Annotated in this window: 19 protein-coding genes and 1 tRNA gene; 12 read left to right on the top strand and 8 right to left on the bottom strand. The window is 33.7% G+C overall.

The annotated features are described in order from the left end of the window. Window position 1: 1 nt before the first annotated feature. A tRNA-Leu gene (locus tag B3J44_RS24060) sits at window positions 2–81 on the bottom strand. 287 nt (window positions 82–368) lie between these two features. On the opposite strand from B3J44_RS24060, the gene B3J44_RS24065 reads away from it, so the two are divergent. From B3J44_RS24065 to B3J44_RS24080, 4 genes are all read left to right on the top strand, one after another. Continuing rightward, window positions 369–1,310: a ribose-phosphate pyrophosphokinase gene (locus B3J44_RS24065; RefSeq protein WP_286972089.1), complete on the top strand. Its 942-nt coding sequence runs from the start codon at window positions 369–371 to the stop codon at window positions 1,308–1,310. Window positions 1,311–1,429: 119 nt separating this feature from the next. Then, a complete protein-coding gene (locus B3J44_RS24070; protein ID WP_035646439.1) occupies window positions 1,430–2,041 on the top strand; it encodes a 50S ribosomal protein L25/general stress protein Ctc in 612 nt (203 codons plus the stop codon). 575 nt (window positions 2,042–2,616) lie between these two features. Next, window positions 2,617–3,291 carry an aminoacyl-tRNA hydrolase gene (gene pth / locus B3J44_RS24075; RefSeq protein ID WP_286972095.1) on the top strand — a complete coding sequence of 225 codons (675 nt, stop codon included), beginning with the start codon at window positions 2,617–2,619 and terminating at the stop codon, window positions 3,289–3,291. A 140-nt stretch (window positions 3,292–3,431) separates the two neighbouring features. After that, window positions 3,432–4,043, top strand: coding sequence for a superoxide dismutase (locus tag B3J44_RS24080; RefSeq protein ID WP_286972098.1), 612 nt, complete (start codon window positions 3,432–3,434; stop codon window positions 4,041–4,043). A gap of 840 nt (window positions 4,044–4,883) precedes the next feature. Here B3J44_RS24080 and B3J44_RS24085 read toward each other — a convergent pair. From B3J44_RS24085 to B3J44_RS24105, 5 genes are all read right to left on the bottom strand, one after another. Next, window positions 4,884–6,782: an amidophosphoribosyltransferase gene (locus tag B3J44_RS24085; protein WP_198854962.1), complete on the bottom strand. Its 1,899-nt coding sequence runs from the start codon at window positions 6,780–6,782 to the stop codon at window positions 4,884–4,886. 87 nt (window positions 6,783–6,869) lie between these two features. After that, entirely contained in the window at window positions 6,870–7,793 is a 924-nt protein-coding gene (locus B3J44_RS24090) for a PfkB family carbohydrate kinase (RefSeq protein WP_177211420.1), read from the bottom strand. Between the two features lie 300 nt (window positions 7,794–8,093). Beyond that, the gene (locus B3J44_RS24095) at window positions 8,094–8,996 is read right to left on the bottom strand and encodes an alpha/beta hydrolase family protein (protein WP_286972104.1); all 903 of its coding nucleotides are present in this window, start codon (window positions 8,994–8,996) and stop codon (window positions 8,094–8,096) included. Window positions 8,997–9,004: 8 nt separating this feature from the next. Continuing rightward, window positions 9,005–9,400: a hypothetical protein gene (locus B3J44_RS24100; RefSeq protein WP_286972107.1), complete on the bottom strand. Its 396-nt coding sequence runs from the start codon at window positions 9,398–9,400 to the stop codon at window positions 9,005–9,007. Next, window positions 9,384–9,971 carry an RNA polymerase sigma factor gene (locus B3J44_RS24105; protein WP_286972110.1) on the bottom strand — a complete coding sequence of 196 codons (588 nt, stop codon included), beginning with the start codon at window positions 9,969–9,971 and terminating at the stop codon, window positions 9,384–9,386. The genes B3J44_RS24100 and B3J44_RS24105 overlap by 17 nt, the downstream gene beginning before the upstream one ends. Before the next feature lie 316 nt (window positions 9,972–10,287). Between B3J44_RS24105 and B3J44_RS24110 the strand changes: the two genes are divergently transcribed. Beyond that, entirely contained in the window at window positions 10,288–10,635 is a 348-nt protein-coding gene (locus B3J44_RS24110) for a DUF6249 domain-containing protein (protein ID WP_198854959.1), read from the top strand. 54 nt (window positions 10,636–10,689) lie between these two features. Here B3J44_RS24110 and rnhA read toward each other — a convergent pair whose 3' ends face one another. Further along, on the bottom strand, window positions 10,690–11,166 hold the full coding sequence (gene rnhA / locus B3J44_RS24115; protein ID WP_198854958.1) for a ribonuclease HI: 477 nt from the start codon (window positions 11,164–11,166) through the stop codon (window positions 10,690–10,692). A 41-nt stretch (window positions 11,167–11,207) separates the two neighbouring features. Further along, window positions 11,208–11,780, bottom strand: a complete 573-nt coding sequence (gene purN / locus B3J44_RS24120) for a phosphoribosylglycinamide formyltransferase (protein WP_198854957.1) — start codon at window positions 11,778–11,780, stop codon at window positions 11,208–11,210. Window positions 11,781–11,955: 175 nt separating this feature from the next. On the opposite strand from purN, the gene B3J44_RS24125 reads away from it, so the two are divergent. From B3J44_RS24125 to B3J44_RS24155, 7 genes are all read left to right on the top strand, one after another. Next, entirely contained in the window at window positions 11,956–12,192 is a 237-nt protein-coding gene (locus B3J44_RS24125; protein ID WP_007137004.1) for an acyl carrier protein, read from the top strand. Window positions 12,193–12,428: 236 nt separating this feature from the next. Then, the gene (gene fabF / locus B3J44_RS24130) at window positions 12,429–13,682 is read left to right on the top strand and encodes a beta-ketoacyl-ACP synthase II (protein WP_111368511.1); all 1,254 of its coding nucleotides are present in this window, start codon (window positions 12,429–12,431) and stop codon (window positions 13,680–13,682) included. 10 nt (window positions 13,683–13,692) lie between these two features. Beyond that, window positions 13,693–14,433 carry a ribonuclease III gene (gene rnc / locus B3J44_RS24135; protein ID WP_198854956.1) on the top strand — a complete coding sequence of 247 codons (741 nt, stop codon included), beginning with the start codon at window positions 13,693–13,695 and terminating at the stop codon, window positions 14,431–14,433. Window positions 14,434–14,558: 125 nt separating this feature from the next. Continuing rightward, complete coding sequence (locus B3J44_RS24140) at window positions 14,559–15,047, top strand: IPExxxVDY family protein (protein ID WP_198854955.1); 489 nt, start codon at window positions 14,559–14,561, stop codon at window positions 15,045–15,047. Between the two features lie 5 nt (window positions 15,048–15,052). Then, window positions 15,053–16,486: a pyruvate kinase gene (gene pyk, locus B3J44_RS24145; protein WP_198854954.1), complete on the top strand. Its 1,434-nt coding sequence runs from the start codon at window positions 15,053–15,055 to the stop codon at window positions 16,484–16,486. Between the two features lie 602 nt (window positions 16,487–17,088). Continuing rightward, window positions 17,089–18,771, top strand: a complete 1,683-nt coding sequence (locus tag B3J44_RS24150; RefSeq protein WP_286972119.1) for an arylsulfatase — start codon at window positions 17,089–17,091, stop codon at window positions 18,769–18,771. A 56-nt stretch (window positions 18,772–18,827) separates the two neighbouring features. Then, window positions 18,828–19,838 carry an HAD family hydrolase gene (locus B3J44_RS24155; protein WP_286972121.1) on the top strand — a complete coding sequence of 337 codons (1,011 nt, stop codon included), beginning with the start codon at window positions 18,828–18,830 and terminating at the stop codon, window positions 19,836–19,838. Window positions 19,839–19,908 lie beyond the last annotated feature (70 nt).

Here is a 19,908-nt window from a genome sequence, read left to right on the forward strand (position 1 = left end):
GTACCCGGAGCCGGAGTCGAACCGGCACGGTTTCCCACAGGTGTTTGAGACCAGCGCGTCTACCAATTCCGCCATCCGGGCTTAGCAGACGAAAAAATAAATGATAAAATCAATTATTCTAACGCAATAGAATGAAGTCATAAATGGCGTCATTCCTTTAACACGGTGCAAATGTAAAAAATAATTTTAAACGAACTACTAAAAATACTTAAATTTTTGCTTTCAGTGTTCAATAAATTTTATAAATTTGCAGCTCGTTAAAACGAAGCACACACAACTAACTACATCCGAGACATTTATACGCTTCCGCTTTATCTAGGTATAAAGTAGAATTTTTTAAACGTAACGGAATAAAACAACACATTACAATGTCGCACCTAGAACCAGAAGCTAAAATTTTTGCTTGTTCACAAAGTGTTTATCTTGCAGAAAAAATTGCAAAAGACTACGGGATTCCGTTAGGAAAAGTAACGATGTCAACGTATAGTGACGGAGAATTTCAGCCGTCTTACGAAGAGTCAATAAGAGGGTTGCGAGTATTTATCGTTTGTTCGACTTTTCCAAGCGCAGATAATCTGATGGAATTGTTGTTAATGATTGATGCTGCAAAACGTGCATCAGCAAGACACATTACAGCAGTTATGCCTTATTTTGGTTGGGCAAGACAAGATAGAAAAGACAAACCAAGAGTTCCGATTGGAGCAAAGTTAGTAGCAAATCTATTAACTGCTGCAGGAGCAACAAGAATCATGACAATGGATCTGCATGCAGACCAAATTCAAGGATTCTTTGAAAAACCAGTAGATCATTTATTTGCATCTACAATCTTTTTACCATATGTAGAAAGTTTAAATTTAGAAAATCTAACAATTGCATCTCCAGATATGGGAGGTTCAAAAAGAGCATATGCTTATTCTAAGTTTTTAGCATCAGATGTAGTTATCTGTTATAAACAAAGAAAAGCAGCCAACGTTATCGACACTATGGAGCTTATTGGTGAAGTAAAAGGGCGTAACGTAATCTTGGTAGACGACATGATCGACACAGGAGGGACATTAGCGAAAGCTGCCGACCTAATGATCGAAAAAGGAGCGCTAAGTGTAAGAGCAATTTGTACACACGCTATTTTATCTGGCGGTGCATATGAGAAAATTGAAAACTCGAAACTAACAGAATTAATCGTAACAGATTCCATTCCGTTAAAGAAAGAGTCAAAGAAAATAAAAGTGGTAAGCTGCGCACCTTTATTTGCTGAGGTAATGCAAATGGTTCACCACAACAATTCCATCAGTGGAAAATTCATTATGTAAAAGCAGTAAGCTGTAGGCTTTAGGCCGTAAGCTTATTTACTTTGCATAAAAGCCTAAAGCATATTGCTTAAAGCTTACAGCAAAATAGAATATTTATTTAATAACTATATTTTTTTACAATGAAATCGATTACAATTAAAGGATCAGAAAGAGAAAGCGTGGGCAAAGTGTCAACTAAAGCCTTACGTAATGCTGGAGCGGTTCCTTGCGTGTTATACGGAGGAAATCAAGCAGTACACTTCTCAGCAGACGCTGCAGCGTTCAAAAACTTGGTTTACACTCCAAATGCACACACAGTTGTGATTGAGCTTGGAAAAGGAAAATCATTCAATGCAATTTTGCAAGATATCCAAGTTCACCCAGTATCTGACAAAATTTTACACATTGACTTCTTCCAATTATTTGATGATAAAGAAATCACAATGGAAGTTCCTGTGAAAATCGTTGGTACATCTAAAGGTGTTCTTGCAGGAGGTGTTTTACGTTTGAACCAACGTAAATTAAAAGTTAAAGCTTTACCAGCAAATCTTCCTGATTTCGTTGAAGCTGACATCACTCCACTTGAAATGGGTAACAAATTATACGTTACTAAAGTTGGAAAACCAGAGTACAAAATTATGCACCCAGACAACACAGTTGTTTGTCAAGTGAGAATTTCTCGTGCTGCTATGAAAGCTGCTCAAGAAGCTGCAAAAGCTGCAAAAGCTCCTGCAAAAGGAAAGAAAAAATAATTTTTTTTCACTCAATACAAAAAGCCTCAATCTTTCGATTGGGGCTTTTTTTTTGAAGATTCTAAGTTTCTAAGATGCTGAGAGACTAAGTTTTTTTCATCATTGTCAGGCTGAGCGAAGTCGAAGCTTTTTTTGTAGTTGTTTTTTTAGAAGCAGAAAGTCTTCGTTTTTAAAAGACGTGACGTTCCTGCCATCCGCTATATCTTTTCCTGGCTAAAGAAGCCAGAAAAAGGATACCGCTTCTGTCAGGGCTAGCAAGAAAAAATCTTTTTTATAAGATGTTAAGTTCCTAAAACGCTGAGATATTTAGTTTTTTTATCGTTGTCAGGCTGAGCGAAGTCGAAGCCCACGCAAAGTATGGAATTTAGATTGTCGAGTTTCTTGTGGGGCTTCGACTTCGCTCAGCCTGACAACACGAAATAGGGAATTAAGATAAATCGGTATGATCAACTAACCCTGCGAGAGAACTTTTTTTGTGTTCTTTGCACATCTCGATAGAAACTATTTCTTAGCGTCCTTTGCGTAAATCCTTCGCGCTCTTTGCGGTTAAAAATAATTAGTCCTATTTTTGCCTAATGATAAAATGGATAACAAAACTGTTTTCATCAACACCAAAAGAAGAGAACATAGATAATATGAAACCGGAGGTTCACGAACACCAAAAAAACAATATAAAAAACGTGAGTAAAAAATATTTAATCGTCGGATTAGGAAATATCGGAGCCGAATACGTAAACACTAGACATAACATCGGATTTAAAGTGCTTGATTTTTTAGCTAAAAAAGAAAGTCTTTCATTCGAAACCGTAAAATTAGGTTCAATGGCAGAATACAAATTTAAAGGAAGAACCTTTTTTCTTTTAAAGCCAAACACTTACATGAATTTAAGCGGTAAAGCAGTTAAATATTGGATGGATAAGGAGAATATTCCACTAGAGAATATTTTGGTCATTACAGACGATTTAAACCTGTCATTTGGAACAATCAGAATCAAGCCAAAAGGAAGTGATGGAGGTCATAACGGACTTAAAAACATCAATTTGGTTTTAAATACACAAAATTATACTCGTTTTAGATTCGGGATCAGTGATCAATTCAAAAAAGGACAGCAGGTGGATTATGTTTTAGGAGAATGGAATGCTGAAGAAGAAGCAAAATTGCCAGAACGTTTAGAAACCTCTGCCGAAATAATTAGAACTTTTGGAACAGCAGGTTTGGAAAACACTATGACAACTTTTAATGGAAAATAAAGATTTTCAGGTGTTTATGTTGTAAAAATGTAAATTATCAGTTAATTAAATTCAATTATAACGAAATAGTATTTTCAATTCCAAAGTTAAATGTCTAAATTTGGGATAAATTATTTATAAACCATAAAAATCATAATACCATGGCTTTTGAATTACCACAATTACCATATGCATACGATGCATTAGAACCACATATTGATGCGCGTACAATGGAAATCCACCATACAAAGCATCACAATGCATATACTACAAATCTTAACGCAGCAATCGCTGGAACAGATTTAGAGGGAAAAACTATCGAAAATATCCTAATCAACTTAGATAAATCTAACGCTGCAGTTCGTAACAATGGTGGAGGTTTTTACAACCACAACTTGTTCTGGACTGTAATGTCTCCAAACGGAGGAGGTTTGCCAACAGGAGATTTATTAGCTGCAATTGAAGCTTCTTTCGGATCTTTCGAAGAATTTAAAGCAAAATTTGCTAAAGCTGGAGCAACACAATTTGGTTCTGGATGGGCTTGGTTAACAGTTCAAAAAGGAGGAAAATTAGAAGTTGTAGGTACTCCAAATCAAGATAATCCATTAATGCCAAAAGTTGCTGGTCACGGTGGAACTCCAATCTTAGGAATGGACGTTTGGGAGCACGCTTACTACTTAAACTACCAAAACAGAAGACCAGATTATATTGAAGCTTTTTTCAGTGTAATTAACTGGACAGAAGTTGCGAGAAGATTTGCTTTAGACAAATAAGAGAATAGAGCAAAGAATAAAGATAAAAGACGAGCCCAAGTGCTCGTCTTTTTTTATATATACATTTTGTCTATAATCTTTATTCTATTTTCTTTCATCTATTCTCTCAAAAAAAAAAATAAAAAAGGTGGAAATTCTTCCACCTTTTTTGCCCCAAATCTACCATAAACTTAACCTACTAATGTTATGGTCTTGTAAAGGTATGGCGGATATTTTTTTCATAGAAACTTATCAGATAAAAAGCAACAATATTCGATTAAAGACGTATAAAGCTTGTTTTTGAAAATCATGAATTTATTTCAATAAAAAAGGCGGATGTTACTCCGCCTTTTTTGCCCCAAATCTACCATAAACTAACCTACTAATGTTATGGTTCAGTAAATGTATGGCAGGTATTTTTATAAAGAAAATTTTTTAGATGAAAGGCAATTATACTCGACGAAACGTTTTTAATTGCTTGATTTGCAGGTTTTTAAATTTTAAAATAAAAAAGGCGGATGTTACTCCGCCTTTTTTGCCCCAAATCTACCATAAACTAACCTACTAATGTTATGGTCTAGTAAATGTATGGCAGATAATATTGTGAAGAAAATTTTTCAGATGAAAGGTAAGTATATCCGATTAAGAGATGTAATAGGTTGTTTATAAATTGGTTGAGTTAATTCCAATAAAAAAGGTGGAATTGCTTCCACCCTTTTTGCCCCAAATCTACCATAAACTTAACCTACTAATGTTATGGTATCTCAAAAGTATCATAGCTTTTCAATTTCACCAAAGAAATAGGATGAACGGCAAAAAAAACCGATGAAATGCACAATTTAACCTTTTATTAGTATTTTATTAATACGCTCTAGCGTCTTTCCCTTCGTAAAAATTCATAAAAGCACGGTTTACAACTCGATTTCCACCTGGAGTAGGGTAGTCTCCAGTGAAATACCAGTCACCTAAATTTTTAGGACAAGCTTTATGAAGGTCATCTACTGTTTGGAAAATAATTTTTACTTCAGCATTGATTTCTGGCGAGCTTAACATTTCTGCAATCTTATCTGAAATTTCGTCTGGTGTAAATTGGTCGTAAATTGCTGTTACATAGTTTACAACATCTTTATCAAGGAAATTTTCTTGAGCTTTACATTTTGCATAAACTTCATCTACAATATGGTAAAGGTTTCTTTCTTTTAATAAAGCAAGTGCTGCTCTAAAAGCAACTAAACCTTCTAGTTTTGCCATATCAATTCCGTAACAATCTGGGTAACGAATTTGTGGAGCAGATGAAACGATTACGATACGTTTTGGTTTCAAACGATCCATCATTTTAATGATGCTCATTTTCAATGTAGTACCACGAACAATACTATCATCAATAATTACCAAATTATCTTCTGGTTTAATTACACCGTATGTAACATCGTAAACGTGAGCCACTAAATCGTCACGGCTGCTATCTTCTGTAATAAAGGTTCTAAGTTTAGCATCTTTAATAGCAACTTTCTCTGTACGTATTTTTACAGCTAAAAGTTCCTGAAGTGTTTCAGCGGTTAACGTATTTCTATTTTCTAAGATATAATTGTTTTTTCTCTGATTTAAGAAATCCTGAGCAGCTTCAACTAAACCATAAAATGAAGTTTCAGCTGTATTTGGAATATAAGAGAAAACAGTGTTGTCTGTATCGCTGTCAATTGCTTTAAGAACAGCAGGTAAAATTAATTTTCCTAAGTCTTTACGTTCTTGATAAATTTCAGCGTCACTTCCTCTTGAGAAATAAATTCTTTCGAATGAACAAGCTTTTTTAACAGTTGGTTCCAAGATTTGATTCATGGTAACTTTTCCGTTTTTCTTGATAATCAAAGCATTTCCTGGATCGATTTCTTGAACGCTTTCAAAAGGAACATTAAATACAGTTTGAATAACAGGTCTTTCAGAAGCTACAACGACAACTTCGTCATCTTGATAAAAATAAGCTGGACGAATTCCTGCAGGATCTCTAAAAACAAAAGCATCACCATGACCTAATAAACCAGCCATAGCATAACCACCATCTAAGTTTTTAGCCGAACGAGCTAAGATTTTAGCAATATCCAAACGTTCTGCAATTACTGGCGAAGCATCTCTTTTAGAATATCCTTCAGCTTTACAGTCTTGGTAAAGTTGCATTACTTCCTTATCTAAGAAGTGACCAATTTTTTCCATTACTGTAACAGTATCAGCCATTTCTTTTGGATGCTGACCTAATTCAACTAGATTTTCGAAAAGTTCTTTAACATTTGTCATATTAAAGTTTCCTGCCAAAATCAAGTTACGGTGCATCCAGTTGCTTTGACGTAAAAAAGGGTGAACACTTTCGATGCTATTTTTTCCAAAAGTTCCGTAACGAACGTGACCTAAAAACAATTCTCCAACATAAGGAATGTTTGCTTTTAGTTCTTTCATATCGTCTCCAAGTTCTGGATGCGCTTTTAGTTCTTCGCTAACGCGCTCATTGATTTGTTTGAAAACATCTTGGATTGGTTGCGAATGATTAGAACGAACTCGGCTAATGTAGCGCTGTCCAGGTTCAACATCAAATTTGATGCTAGCAAAACCAGCTCCGTCTTGTCCGCGGTTGTGCTGTTTTTCCATCATTAAATACATTTTCTGAATTCCGTAGAACGCAGTTCCGTATTTTTCTTTATAATATTCAAGCGGTTTTAGTAGTCTAACTAAGGCTATACCACATTCGTGTTTTAAAGCGTCGCTCATTGTTTTTTGTTATTTGTTATTTGTGTGTTGTTGTAAGTTGTGTGTATTCGTAATAAAAAAGCCCCGTTTTATCGAGGCTCTTAGGCATTATATTTCTATGTCAAACTGAGTTAACGACTTAAATTGCTGTAATCGAATCGCTACTTCGGCTTTGCTTAATGATTCCATCCTTTCAGTTCCAAATTTTTCTACGCAGAACGAAGCTAAATTTGAACCGTAAATAATTGCATTCTTCATGTTGTTGAATGAAATGTTTTCGCTCTGTGCAATAAATCCAGAGAAACCACCTGCGAAAGTGTCTCCAGCTCCTGTTGGATCAAAAACATCTTCTAATGGTAAAGCTGGTGCAAAGAAAACTTCTCTATTGTGGAATAAAAGTGCTCCGTGTTCTCCTTTTTTGATCACCACATATTTTGGTCCCATATCTTGGATTTTAGAAGCTGCTTTTACTAATGAATATTCGCCAGAAAGTTGTCTTGCTTCTTCGTCATTGATTGTAATAACATCTACACGTTTAATAACGTCTAATAATTCTGGAAGAGCGCAGTCCATCCAAAAGTTCATAGTGTCTAAAACTACTAATTTTGGTTTTTTCTCCATTTGGTCTAAAACACTGCTTTGTACTAGTGGATGTAAGTTTCCTAACATCACAACATCAGCATCTTTGTAGTTTTGAGGAACTTTTGGCTGGAAATCAGCTAAAACATTCAACTCCGTTACAAGAGTGTCTCTAGAATTTAAATCGTTGTGGTATAAACCGCTCCAGAAAAAAGTCTTTCCTCCTTTTACAATTTCGATACCAGAGATATCAATATTTTTTGAAGTTAAAAGATCTAAATGTTCTTGAGGGAAATCGTCGCCAACTACAGAAACAATGGCCGATTGCAAGTTAAAAAATGAAGCTGATAAACCAATATACGTTGCAGCACCACCTAATATTTTATCTGTTTTTCCGAAAGGAGTTTCAATCGCGTCGAAAGCAACTGTTCCAACAATCAATAGTTTATTCATTTTATGAATTTCGAATTAGGGTGCAAAGATACTTCATAAGTTACAATCTTGCAACGGTTTAGGGTCTCAAAATTTTCTTAAAAAAATGAAGGTATTTTCGAAGTAAAACTATTGTAAATGAATGAATTAAAATTGATTTTTCGCAGTGTTTATAATAGGTTTTTTGAATTTAAGATGCAACTTTTTTGAAAATAATTGCGAATAATTTACAGCTCATTCTTCTGTCTTGTTTTTTTAAATGAAGAAGATTTTCTTTTTTCGATTAAAACACGAAAAATTCTTTGCGTATGATTCCTTAAATTATTTTATATTTTTAATCCAATTGATTGCATCCTTCATAGGTTCTTCGGAGTTTGAAAATGCTGTATTGTGACCCAAGTTTGGAAATAATTTATATTCGTAATGCTTTCCTTTAGATTTTAATTTATCAAGGTATTCAATTGATAGTTTCACTGGCACTTGAATGTCTTTGCTTCCAAAAATCCAAAATCCTGGAATTGATAATTTAGAAAGAGCGTCATTAGGATTTGTATCAACAAATTCATATTTGTCTGGATCATTGAATACGTGCTTTCTTGCTTCTTCTTCTGAATGCGTATTCCAAAAATCTTGATTTCCATTTGTATAAAATTGGAATCTCAATTGTTCTTTAACCGTGATAAGAGCTCCGCTAAATATGGTCATAAATTTGACTTTCTTATTTTTTTCTGCAGCCAATGGAATTATCCATCCAGCTTGACTACCGCCTATAAGGCCAATTGATATTTTGTCATTTGATAAATATTTTGACAAAGTATTTACAGCCGCACTTGCATCTAAAGACAAAAGATTTAGGTTTGAGAAATCGACATTATTAGTTCCTACTTCTGGTCCAGCATATACGCCACCTGATTCTCCAACTCCACGTTTGTCATACGTTAATACTGCAATTCCATTATTGGCTAGAGTTGTAGCAAAGTCTATCATTCTTTTTTCTTGTCCAGATCCGTGAACAATCACAACAGCAGCTTGCATGTTGTTAGGCGTAAAAATAGTTCCAGCAAGTGAAATGCCTTCGCTAACAAATTTTACGTCTTTAGTGGTAAAGTTTGATGGAGTTGCTGATGTATGAGTAGTGATAAAAAATAGCAACATTAAAATAATATATATGGGTATTCTTTTTGCTTTTAGAACTTGTTTAAAAGTTGTCGTTTTGTTTCTCATCTTTAAATTTATAATTGATACTTTTTGTCAAAATAATTCTTCAAAATTCCAACCTGAAGCAGAATCATAATTGGAACAATTAAGATGGCATACAAGATATTTTTAGAAAAATGAATTCCTGAAAACAGACTTGCCACTTGATCGGCGTACTGTTTGCCAATTTCCAAATTGTTTTGTGATGCAGTAAATAAAGAAACATAAATCACCAAAGCAATTAAAGCCAATCCCATTAAAATCCAGATTGGTTTAGAAATTAAAGGTTTGTATACTTTGAGTTTTTTCTCTTCTAATAAATGAACTTCAGCCATTATTTTAGAAGTAAAATCTATTGATGGCGACTGCAGTTTATCTTCAGCCATCATTTTCTCAATAAGTTGTTCTATATTTTTATCGCTCTCTTTCATAACATTCTATTATTTCTGGTTCTAACTGCTGTCTCAAAATTGCAGCTAATTTCTGTCGGCTCCTAAATAACTTTACTTTGGCATTGTTGGCCGATATATTCATGATTTTTCCAATTTCCTCTAAATTCTGATCATCAAAATAAAATAAGGTCAAAAGAAAATTTTCATCGCTTGGCAATAAATTTAAACATTTCTGAATGGTTTGCTTTCGTTCTTTTTCTTCTAATGCGCTCAAAGCATTGTCCATGGTTTTAATTAAATGAGAAGAAAAATCATCAATAGAAATATTCAAATCTTCTTTTTTATTTTTTTTCAAACGGTCTAGACACGTATTATAAGCAATCTTATAAATCCAAGTCGAAAATTTGGAATCTCCCTTAAATTTTGTCAGCGAATTATAAATCTTTATTAAGGTGTCTTGAGCAACTTCTTCTGCTTCTTCACGGTTTTTAACCATTTTTAGAGCCAAAGTAAAGATCATATCCTTATAACGATCTACAAGAACGCCAAATGCATTGGTGTCTCCCCGCAAAACTTTATCGATATAATGTTGATCTTGTATTGTGCTCATATTATATAGGACGACCGTTTGTTTATTTAGGTTACAAGAAATTCGAAAATAAATTCTATTTTTTTTAAGCATGAATTCTAAATACAAATTCAAAATTCCAATTTTGTTATATGTACATATATATGAGTATAATACTTTGTCAAAATTTAAGACTTCGATAAAGTTTGTTTGCGAAAAATATATTCAAAAATAGCTGATAATCAGTGATTTTTTAAGTTTGAAATTTAAAATTTAAAAATTTTTTAAAAAAGTTGTAACCTCAATTTAAAAGGTGTCGTCATATGGAGTATCAATCAATTATAAAAACATAAAAATTATGGGACCACAAGTTTTAGTACCGCTAAGTCTTTTTTTGATGATCTTCGGGATCGTTTATTTAATTTATTCAACAAGAAACAGAGAGCGACTGGCTCTTATAGAAAAAGGAGTAGATGCTAGTATTTTTTTGCAGGGAAGAGGTAACGGAGTTCCAGCATGGAAAATATTTGTTGTCAATATAGCTTTCTTATTAATAGGTAGTGGAGTTGGAATTTTTCTAGCGTTGTTAATTACAACTTATACTTCTTTAGATGATGGAGCAGTTTATCCTTCAATTATTTTTATAATGGCAGGAATCGGACTTTTGACTGGATTTAAAACAGCAAAAGATTTAGATAAAGAGTAAATAAGAAATTTAAGTTAGTACAAAAAAACGCATCAATTATTTGATGCGTTTTTTTTATTCTTTAGAACCAATGGTTTCGTAGTAGACATCTACAGAAAGTTTCGGTTGCATCGATGCCATAACTGCCAATTGATCGCAACGTTCGTTTTGCGGATGATTATTATGTCCTTTAATCCATTTAAAATCTACTTGATGTTTTCGATATGCAATTAAAAAACGTTTCCAGAGGTCGGGATTTTTCTTGTCTTTATATCCTTTTTTCTCCCAACCGAAAACCCATTTTTTTTCAACAGAATCGACTACATATTTAGAATCTGAAACCACAAGGACTTTCATGTTTGGCTTTTTCAGTTTTTCTAAACCTACAATTACTGCTAGAAGTTCCATTCTATTATTGGTAGTGAGACGAAAACCTTCATAAAATTCTTTTTTATGTGGTGTTCCGACTAATTCCATTACGACTCCATAACCGCCATTTCCTGGATTGCCTTTTGCTGCGCCGTCTGTATATATATGTACTTCGTGAGACATTTAATTATTTTAGATTGTAGATTGTTTAAATTGAGATTTGATTAGTTGAAATTTGAATCTAACAATTTATGAATAATCTCTGGAAAATGTTTTTGTTCCAGCTCATGAATCTTCTCTGCAACACTTTCTGGAGTATCTTCATCGGTTAGTGCCACATTTGCCTGAAAGATAATACCGCCCTCATCATAGTTTTCATTAACATAATGAATAGAGATTCCGGTTTCTTTTTCTTTATTATTTACAATTGCTCTATGTATGTGCATTCCGTACATTCCTTTACCTCCATAACTTGGTAAAAGGGCAGGATGAATGTTGATTATTTTATTCGGATATTGTTCGATTATGTTTTCTGGGAACTTTAATAGAAAGCCAGCCAAAATTATCAAATCTGGGTCGATTTCTTGCACTTTTTGTAGTACGTTTCTTTCTAAAAGTTCGTTTTTTGAGAAGATTTCGACTGGAATTTGATGATTTTTTGCTCTTTCAATCACTTTTGCCGAAGCATTATTTGTAAAGACCGAAACAACCTTCGCAATTTCGGTGTTCGAAAAATATTTTATAATGTTCTCTGCGTTAGTTCCTGATCCTGAGGCGAAAACGATAATTTTTTTCATAAAGTTGTGTGTTTTAAGACTGCAAAAAACGGAATAAAAATCGAAAATAAATAGCTTTAAAAGACCTTTCTTGAAATTAATTTTATAAATTAGTGTCACATTTATAAACTAAATAGTTGTTTTAAAATAAAGTTTTTTATTTTTGCCAACAAATTAAATTCTAAAATTAAAGATTATGTCAGACATTGCATCAAGAGTAAAAGCGATTATCGTAGACAAATTAGGTGTTGACGAAAACGAAGTTGTAACAGAAGCAAGCTTCACTAATGATTTAGGAGCTGACTCATTAGACACTGTTGAGCTTATTATGGAATTCGAAAAAGAATTTGATATTCAAATTCCAGACGATCAAGCAGAAAACATTGCTACTGTAGGTCAAGCTATTTCTTATATCGAAGAAGCAAAAAAATAATAATACCACACCCGATTTCTAAAAGTACCAATTTTTGAAATTCCAAATTCCAGTTGGAATTTGATTTTTGATTTTTGAAATTTTTAAGAGTCGGGTGTTATTATTTTTTTAAAATTTAAATTTCGATTGATTTTCAATCAAACAAGATATATTTTATTGTAATTCCCATGGCTCTTAAATAACAATAAGTTAAGAAAGCGTGGGTTTTATTTGTTTAAAGTACAAAACACATATTTATGGCATTAAGGCGAGTTGTTGTAACAGGATTAGGTGCACTTACTCCTATCGGGAATAATATCCAAGAATATTGGAACGCACTTGTGAATGGAGTTAGCGGAGCCGCTCCGATCACATATTATGATACCGAGAAACATAAAACGAAATTTGCCTGCGAAGTAAAAAACTTCAATATTGAAGATTACATGGATCGCAAGGAATCTCGTAGATTAGATAAGTTTGCACAATATGCAATTGCTGCTAGTGATGAAGCTATTAAAGACGCTGGAATCACAAATGATAACGTAAACAAACAAAGAGTTGGTGTTATCTGGGGAGCAGGAATTGGAGGTTTAGAAACTTTCCAGGATGAAGTATTGTATTATGCAAAAGGTGATGGAACTCCAAAGTTCAATCCTTTCTTTATTCCTAAAATGATTGCCGATATCGCTCCAGCGCATATTTCTATGCGTAACGGGTATATGGGACCAAATTATACAACGGTTTCTGCTTGTGCATCTTCTGCAAATGCGTTAATCGATGCTTTCAATTACATTCGTTTAGGAATGTGCGATGTTATTGTTTCTGGTGGTTCTGAAGCTGCTGTTACAATTGCTGGTATGGGAGGATTTAGCTCAATGCATGCTTTATCTACAAGAAACGAAAGTCCAGAAACAGCTTCAAGACCTTTTGATGCAACTAGAGATGGTTTCGTTTTAGGAGAAGGAGCAGGAGCTTTGGTTCTTGAAGATTACGAACATGCTAAAGCTAGAGGTGCAAAAATCTACTGTGAAATTGGTGGTGGCGGAATGTCATCAGATGCTTATCACTTAACAGCACCACATCCAGAAGGGATTGGAGTTATCGCAGTAATGGAAAACACATTGAGAGATGCTGGAATGACACCTGATCAGGTTGATCATATTAATACTCATGGAACTTCTACTCCATTAGGAGACGTTGCTGAGTTAAAAGCAATCAGTAAAGTTTTTGGAGATCACGCCAAAAACATCAACATCAACTCTACAAAATCTATGACAGGACATTTACTTGGTGCTGCTGGAGCTATCGAAGCTATTGCTTCTATCTTGGCAATGCAACACGGAATTGTTCCTCCAACGATTAACCATACAGTTGTTGACGAAAACATTGACCCATCTTTAAACCTTACTCTAAACAAGCCTCAAAAAAGAGAAGTAAATGTTGCTATGAGTAATACATTTGGTTTTGGTGGACACAATGCTTGCGTATTGTTTAAAAAACTAGCTGATTAATTTTCTGTATATGAATATTATCAAAAAAATATTTTCTAAATCCCGTTCTCTAGAAGACGGGATTTTTTTTGACACTATTCAGAAAATTCTTGGTTTTCCGCCTACAAATGTTGATTTTTACCGAAGAGCTTTCACACATCGCTCTTCAAATAAATTAGATCAAAATGGGCATCCTATAAATTATGAACGCTTAGAGTTTTTAGGAGATGCTATGTTAAGTGCCGTGATTGCTGCACATTTATTTAATAAAGCTCCAAATGGTGACGAAGGTTATTTAACTAAAATGCGTTCGAAAATTGTGAGCCGAGAGCATTTGAACGAGTTAGGTAAAGATTTAAATTTAGTACAATTTGTAGAGAGCAAAGTGCCAATTCAGCACTTTGGAGAAAACATTCATGGTAATATTTTTGAGTCTTTAATTGGAGCAATTTATTTAGATAAAGGCTATGCTTTTTGCGAGAAATTCATCCAAAAAAGAGTAGTAACTCCTTATGTCGATATTGCTCGACTAGAAGGTAAAGTTATTAGTTATAAAAGTCTTGTTATCGAATGGTGTCAGAAAGAAAAAAGAGTTTTTCATTATGACATTTTCGAAGATAATGGCATAGACGGCCAGCGTTTATTTGGTGTCAAATTGAGCATTGATGATAAAGTTGTCGCAAGAGCGCGTGCAACTTCAAAAAAGAAAGCAGAAGAAAAAGCATCACAAAGAGCTTATTTTGCATTTCAAGAGAAAATTGACAAGAAATAGCTGCAAAAATGTTGTAACTATCACAAGTCTACAACGTTTTCGTTTATAATTTAACAAAACAAGCGCGTCATTACTGTTGATGCTCCGTTTAGAAATAGTATATTTACAACTTGATTTTTCAAGACATGGCTATTCATAAATTGGATTTAGACGAATTTGACGAAATTGATTATTATTTAATGGCAATTCATACTTCATTAGAAGATTATAGATTGGCTTATTTTATTAATAAAATCCTTCCGATCAACTTAAGTAAGAGCAAACACGAGATCCATGCTCAAACTAAGGAAGGTGAAGCAAATTTTTCGAGATTCTATTATTATGATGAAGAAAAGGCTGTTTCCTGGAATTTAATTCAGAATAAAAATGAAATCATTTCTGTGAGTACAAATGATTTCCAGAATTTGTTTTCTAATGAAACAAGTGAGGTTTCGACAACAATTCATTTACTTCCTGAATTTAAAAAAGTCGATTTTTTCCTGAAAATTGATAATAGCGAAGAGGCGCTTAATTTTTCAGAAATTCAACAAAAATTAAACACAATAGAAAGTATTGCGGCTATTTATGCCGTTGATACAGACAAAATAAAATCAAAAAACAATCTAATTTTTTAAAAAAAATGCTAACAAACAAGAAAACCAAAATTGTTGCTACACTTGGGCCCGCTTGTAGTACAAGAGAGATCATTAAAGATATGATCGATGCTGGGGTTAATGTGTTTAGAATCAATTTTTCGCATGCAGATTACGAAGGAGTAAAAGAAAAAATCGACATCATTAGAGGATTAAACGAAGAGTTTGGTTACACAACTGCAATCTTAGGAGATTTGCAAGGACCAAAACTTAGAGTTGGTGTAATGGAAGAAGGAACTGTTGTACACGATGGAGACGAAATTACTTTTACAACAGCAGAGGATATTATCGGAAATGCTAAAAAAGCATTTATGAAATATCAGAATTTCCCAAATGATGTAAATGTTGGAGAGCGCATTTTGCTTGATGATGGTAAACTTATTTTCGAAATTGTTTCTACAGATAAAAAAACAGAAGTTGTTGCTAAAGTTATTCAAGGTGGAGAATTAAAATCTAAAAAAGGAGTTAATCTTCCAAACACAAAAATTTCTTTACCAGCTTTAACTGAAAAAGATATTGCTGATGCGATTTTCGCAATCGAGCAAAAAGTAGACTGGATCGCACTTTCATTTGTAAAGACTCCACGCGATTTACAAGATTTACAAGAATTAATTGCTAAACATTCAGATGTAAAAATTCCAATCATTGCTAAAATTGAAATGCCAGAAGCTCTTGAGAACATGGATAAAATTGTAGCATATTGCGATGGTTTAATGGTTGCTCGTGGAGATCTTGGTGTTGAGCTTCCTGCTCACGAAGTTCCATTGGTACAAAAAGATTTGATCAGAAGAGCTAAAACAGCTAGAATTCCTGTTATCGTTGCTACACAAATGATGGAAACAATGATTACAAGTTTAACTCCAACAAGAGCAGAAGTAAACGACGTTGCAAACTCTGTAATGGATGGTGCTGATGCTGTAATGTTGTCTGGAGAAACTGCTACAGGAAACTACCCTGTACAAGTAATTCAAAGAATGGCTCAAATTTGTGAAGCTGTTGAGAATTCACCACTTATCCAGGTTCCACAAAATACGCCACAAATTAAAACAAAACGTTTTGTTACTAAAACAGTTTGCCACCAAGCAGCTTTATTAGCAAATGAAATTGAAGCTAAAGCAATTTGTACTTTAACAAACAGCGGTTATACAGCTTTTCAAATTTCGGCTTGGAGACCATCTACAGCTCATATTTTGGTATTTACTTCAAACAAAAGAATCTTAACACAATTGAATTTATTATGGGGAGTTAAATCTTTCTACTATGATAATGAAGAAAGTACTGATGACACTGTAACAGATGTAAATCAAATTGCAATCAATAAAGGTTATGCACAAAAAGGAGATTACTTAATCAACCTTGCTGCAATGCCAATTAAAGATAGAGGAATGGTTAACACGATGAGAGTTTCTGAAATCGAGTAACATTTCTTAAAATATGTAAAAAAAGCCGCTTAATTTTTTAAGCGGCTTTTTTATTACCAACCCTTTTTTTTAAAAATTAGTTTGCTAGTTAGATTTTTTATCTTTTACTAGACATTTTATAGTGTAATATTTTGATAATCTGATAAAAATTTAGTTGAAAAAGAAGATTTTTTTGTTCCATTTGACTAAAACTTTAAAAAATAATGATGGCAAAATAGAATTCACATGGTCATTTCTCTCTTTTTGGTACTTTTTTGCCAAAGACTTAACTGCTTAATTATCTGATGTTTTGATGTGTTTCATTTTGTAATATGAAACATTTTGGTGCAAATTCTCCAATTTTCTTGTTTCATATTATAATATGAAACAAGTTCATGCCTTATAAATTCAATAGTTCGCTCTTTTACTAGTTAAATTTGAGATACTTAAAAAAAAGTTAAAAATATTTTGTTTCAGATTTTAAAATAAAATGAATTTGAAACACATCAAAAAAATGCAACCTAAGGTTGAAAGTGTTTTTTGAAAGATTGCAATTTTCCCATTTATTTTTTTGGATTTTCAAGCTCATATCATAAACAAGATCATTAACGAATTTTTTTATCATGAAACAAATCAAATTAAAATGCGGATTTTCAAATGCCTTACAGGTATTTGTGTTACTATTTTTTTCTGGGGTTTCTATTATAGCGCAAAGCAAAAAGCCAAATATTTTGGTGCTTTGGGGTGACGATATTGGAACAACTAATATAAGTGCATACAGTGATGGACTTATGGGCTACACAACTCCAAATATTGATCGTTTAGCCAATGAAGGGCTTAGATTTTTACATTATTATGGAGAACAAAGCTGTACTGCTGGTCGTGCGGCATTTTTAACCGGGCAACACGGTCTACGTACTGGTCTTACAAAAGTAGGTTTCCCAGGGGCGCCAATGGGAATGAGTCAGTTAGATCCTTCAGTTGGAGGAATTATGAAAAGCTTAGGATATGTAACGGGGCAATTTGGTAAAAACCACGTTGGAGACCGAAATGAAAGTTTGCCAACTGTAAATGGTTTTGATGAATTCTTCGGAAATCTGTATCACTTAAATGCAGAAGAAGAGCCAGAATTGCCAGATTATCCAAAAGATCCAGAATATTTGAAAAAATTTGGACCAAGAGGGGTTTTAAAATGTACAGCAACGAATGTTGATGATCCAACTACAGATCCTCGTTTTGGAAGAGTTGGAAAGCAAAAAATTGAAGATACAGGCGCGCTTACTAAAAAAAGAATGGAAACTGTTGATGATGAAACTTCTGCTGCTGCAATCGACTTTATTAAGAGACAAAATGCTGCAGGAAAACCATTTTTCTGTTGGTTCAATGCTACTCGTATGCACCTTCGTACACACGTAAGAGCAGAACACAGAGGAAGATATACGCATGGAGACAGCGAGTATATTGATGGTATGATTGAACACGATGAAACTATTGGAAGCATTTTAAAAGCATTAGACGATTTAGGAATTGCTGACAATACAATTGTAGTGTATTCTACAGATAATGGACCTCACATGAATACTTGGCCTGATGGCGCTATGACACCTTTCCGTTCAGAAAAAAATACGAATTGGGATGGAGCTTTCCGAGTACCTTGTATTGTTCGTTGGCCAGGACATATTAAACCGGGAACTGTAACAACTGAATTAATGAGCCATAATGATTGGATTCCTACATTCGCTTCAATTGCAGGTGAACCAGATATCGTAAATAAACTTTTAAAAGGTTATAGCGCAAATGGTAAAACTTATAAAGTGCATTTAGATGGTTATGACCAAAGTAAATTTTTAGAAGGCAAAACAGCAAAAAGTGCAAGAGATAAATTCTTCTATACAGATGATGATGGTTTATTGGTAGGATTAAGAGAAGGAGATTATAAGTATGTTTTTGCAGAACAGCGTTTAGGAGGAACAATGGGAGTTTGGGCAGAACCATTTACTAAACTTCGTTTACAAAAGATCTTCAATTTGTATCAAGATCCATTTGAAAGAGCAGATATAACATCTAATACTTTTTGGGATTGGCAAATGAATCACGTGCAGTTAATGTATGGAGCAATACAAGATGTTGTGGTTTTCGCAGAAACATTTAAAGAATATCCTCCAAGATCAATTCCGCCAAGTTTCTCTGCTTATACTATTATGGAAGAAGCAATGAAAGACATTAAAGCTCAAAAATATGTAGAGAAAAATGTTTTACCTAAGTTAAAAGAAGAAGAAGAGGCAGCTTCAAAAAAGAAAAAATAAATACGAAAAGAGATTCAGATTATCCATCTGAATCTCTTTTATAAAATAAAAGTATCATGAAAAAAAGAATATTTATTTTATCTCTTGTCACTTTATTTTTAGTTTCTTGTAAAAAATCAGAACCTGCAACATCTACAGCAGAAAGTAAGCAGACACAAACAGAGGCAAATGGTGATCCTCTACCAAGCTGGAATGACGGAGTTTTAAAGAAAGATATAATCGCTTATGTTGAAAAAGTAACCAAAGAAGGAAGTCCAGACTTTATTCCGACAGAAAGTAGAATTGCCACTTTTGATAATGACGGCACACTTTGGGCCGAAAAGCCTTATGTTCAGGAATTATTTGCTTTTTATCGAGTAAAAAAAATGGTAGAAGCCAAACCTGAATTGGCGCAAAAACAACCTTTTAAAGCGGTTATAGAAAAAGATAAAACCTTTTTTGAAAAAGGAGGCGATAAAGCACTTATAGAATTGGTTGCAGCAACTCATACTGGAATGACTGAAGATGAATTTGAAGCTTCGGTGAATGACTTTTTTAAAAGTGCGCAATATCCGGGTAAAAATATTCCAGTAAAACAAATACGTTATCAGCCGCAATTAGAATTGCTGAATTATCTCCGTGCCAACGGATTTAAAACCTATATCGTTACTGGAGGAACAATAGAAGTGGTGCGAGCTATATCTCAAGATTTTTACGGAATTCCAAAAGACCAAGTGGTAGGAACTTCTTTCAAATATAAATATGATGCAGCTAAAAATGCGGTACAGCGAGAAGCGGCTTTAGATCATTTTAATGATAAAGAAGGAAAACCAGTTGGCATTCAATTGCACATTGGACAGCGACCTGTTTTTGCTTGTGGTAATGAAGGCGGAGCAGGAGATATTGCAATGCTAACTTATTCGCAGGGAAACAAATATCCATCTTTTCAATTACTCGTAAATCACAATGATTCAATAAGAGAGTATAAATATCAGGAGAAAGATAATGCTTCATTAAATGCTGCTGCAAAAAATAAATGGCATGTTGTGGATATGCAGAAAGACTGGAAAAAAGTCTTCGCAGAGTAAAAAAAAAGAATTGTTTGCAGATTAAAGGGGCAAAGAGTTGAAGTTTTTTAATTAATAAGTTTTAAGCCGT

Origin of the sequence: Flavobacterium sp. UBA4854, from assembly GCF_002399805.1 — a bacterium.
GTDB lineage: Bacteria > Bacteroidota > Bacteroidia > Flavobacteriales > Flavobacteriaceae > Flavobacterium > Flavobacterium ginsengisoli.

Bases quoted from the DNA above. Each gene is read 5' to 3' on its own strand.
- B3J44_RS24065 (WP_286972089.1), top strand. From the start codon at position 369: ATGTCGCACCTAGAACCAGAAGCTAAAATTTTTGCTTGTTCACAAAGT.
- B3J44_RS24070 (WP_035646439.1), top strand. From the start codon at position 1,430: ATGAAATCGATTACAATTAAAGGATCAGAAAGAGAAAGCGTGGGCAAA.
- pth (WP_286972095.1), top strand. From the start codon at position 2,617: ATGATAAAATGGATAACAAAACTGTTTTCATCAACACCAAAAGAAGAG.
- B3J44_RS24080 (WP_286972098.1), top strand. From the start codon at position 3,432: ATGGCTTTTGAATTACCACAATTACCATATGCATACGATGCATTAGAA.
- B3J44_RS24085 (WP_198854962.1), bottom strand. From the start codon at position 6,782: ATGAGCGACGCTTTAAAACACGAATGTGGTATAGCCTTAGTTAGACTA.
- B3J44_RS24090 (WP_177211420.1), bottom strand. From the start codon at position 7,793: ATGAATAAACTATTGATTGTTGGAACAGTTGCTTTCGACGCGATTGAA.
- B3J44_RS24095 (WP_286972104.1), bottom strand. From the start codon at position 8,996: ATGAGAAACAAAACGACAACTTTTAAACAAGTTCTAAAAGCAAAAAGA.
- B3J44_RS24100 (WP_286972107.1), bottom strand. From the start codon at position 9,400: ATGAAAGAGAGCGATAAAAATATAGAACAACTTATTGAGAAAATGATG.
- B3J44_RS24105 (WP_286972110.1), bottom strand. From the start codon at position 9,971: ATGAGCACAATACAAGATCAACATTATATCGATAAAGTTTTGCGGGGA.
- B3J44_RS24110 (WP_198854959.1), top strand. From the start codon at position 10,288: ATGGGACCACAAGTTTTAGTACCGCTAAGTCTTTTTTTGATGATCTTC.
- rnhA (WP_198854958.1), bottom strand. From the start codon at position 11,166: ATGTCTCACGAAGTACATATATATACAGACGGCGCAGCAAAAGGCAAT.
- purN (WP_198854957.1), bottom strand. From the start codon at position 11,780: ATGAAAAAAATTATCGTTTTCGCCTCAGGATCAGGAACTAACGCAGAG.
- B3J44_RS24125 (WP_007137004.1), top strand. From the start codon at position 11,956: ATGTCAGACATTGCATCAAGAGTAAAAGCGATTATCGTAGACAAATTA.
- fabF (WP_111368511.1), top strand. From the start codon at position 12,429: ATGGCATTAAGGCGAGTTGTTGTAACAGGATTAGGTGCACTTACTCCT.
- rnc (WP_198854956.1), top strand. From the start codon at position 13,693: ATGAATATTATCAAAAAAATATTTTCTAAATCCCGTTCTCTAGAAGAC.
- B3J44_RS24140 (WP_198854955.1), top strand. From the start codon at position 14,559: ATGGCTATTCATAAATTGGATTTAGACGAATTTGACGAAATTGATTAT.
- pyk (WP_198854954.1), top strand. From the start codon at position 15,053: ATGCTAACAAACAAGAAAACCAAAATTGTTGCTACACTTGGGCCCGCT.
- B3J44_RS24150 (WP_286972119.1), top strand. From the start codon at position 17,089: ATGAAACAAATCAAATTAAAATGCGGATTTTCAAATGCCTTACAGGTA.
- B3J44_RS24155 (WP_286972121.1), top strand. From the start codon at position 18,828: ATGAAAAAAAGAATATTTATTTTATCTCTTGTCACTTTATTTTTAGTT.